This is a genomic window from Pseudoalteromonas sp. S3178 (assembly GCF_005886985.1).
Lineage (GTDB): Bacteria > Pseudomonadota > Gammaproteobacteria > Enterobacterales > Alteromonadaceae > Pseudoalteromonas > Pseudoalteromonas carrageenovora.
Map to the genome: position 1 here is coordinate 1 of NZ_PNCW01000457.1, position 336 is coordinate 336.

At 47.0% G+C, this 336-nt stretch carries 1 protein-coding gene; it reads left to right on the forward strand.

Annotated elements, in window-relative coordinates; genetic code table 11:
* Positions 1-38: 38 nt before the first annotated feature.
* Positions 39-336 (forward strand): TonB-dependent receptor plug domain-containing protein (locus tag CWC11_RS21740; RefSeq protein WP_249330804.1); only part of this gene is annotated, 298 nt, incomplete at its 3' end.

The window sequence follows — 336 nt, forward strand, 5'->3', positions numbered from 1 at the left end:
AAAAAGGAGCCGCAAGCAGTGATCCGGTATTTCGAGGTATGGCTGGTTCTCGACTAAATATCATAACCGATGGTGGTCTTATACTTGGCGGGTGTGGCAATCGAATGGATCCGCCCACTGCGTACATTACTCCGCAATCTTATGATTCGCTGACCGTCATAAAAGGACCTCAAACCGTATTATATGGTTCAGGTAATAGCGCCGCAACCGTGGTCTTTGAGCGTATCAATGAACGCTTAGAGCAAAGCGGTGTCTCTGGTTTTGCCAACGCAGTCATAGCCAGTGCAGAACGTCGAAGCCTTAATACAGACATAAAAGCAGGCACTCAAGATTATT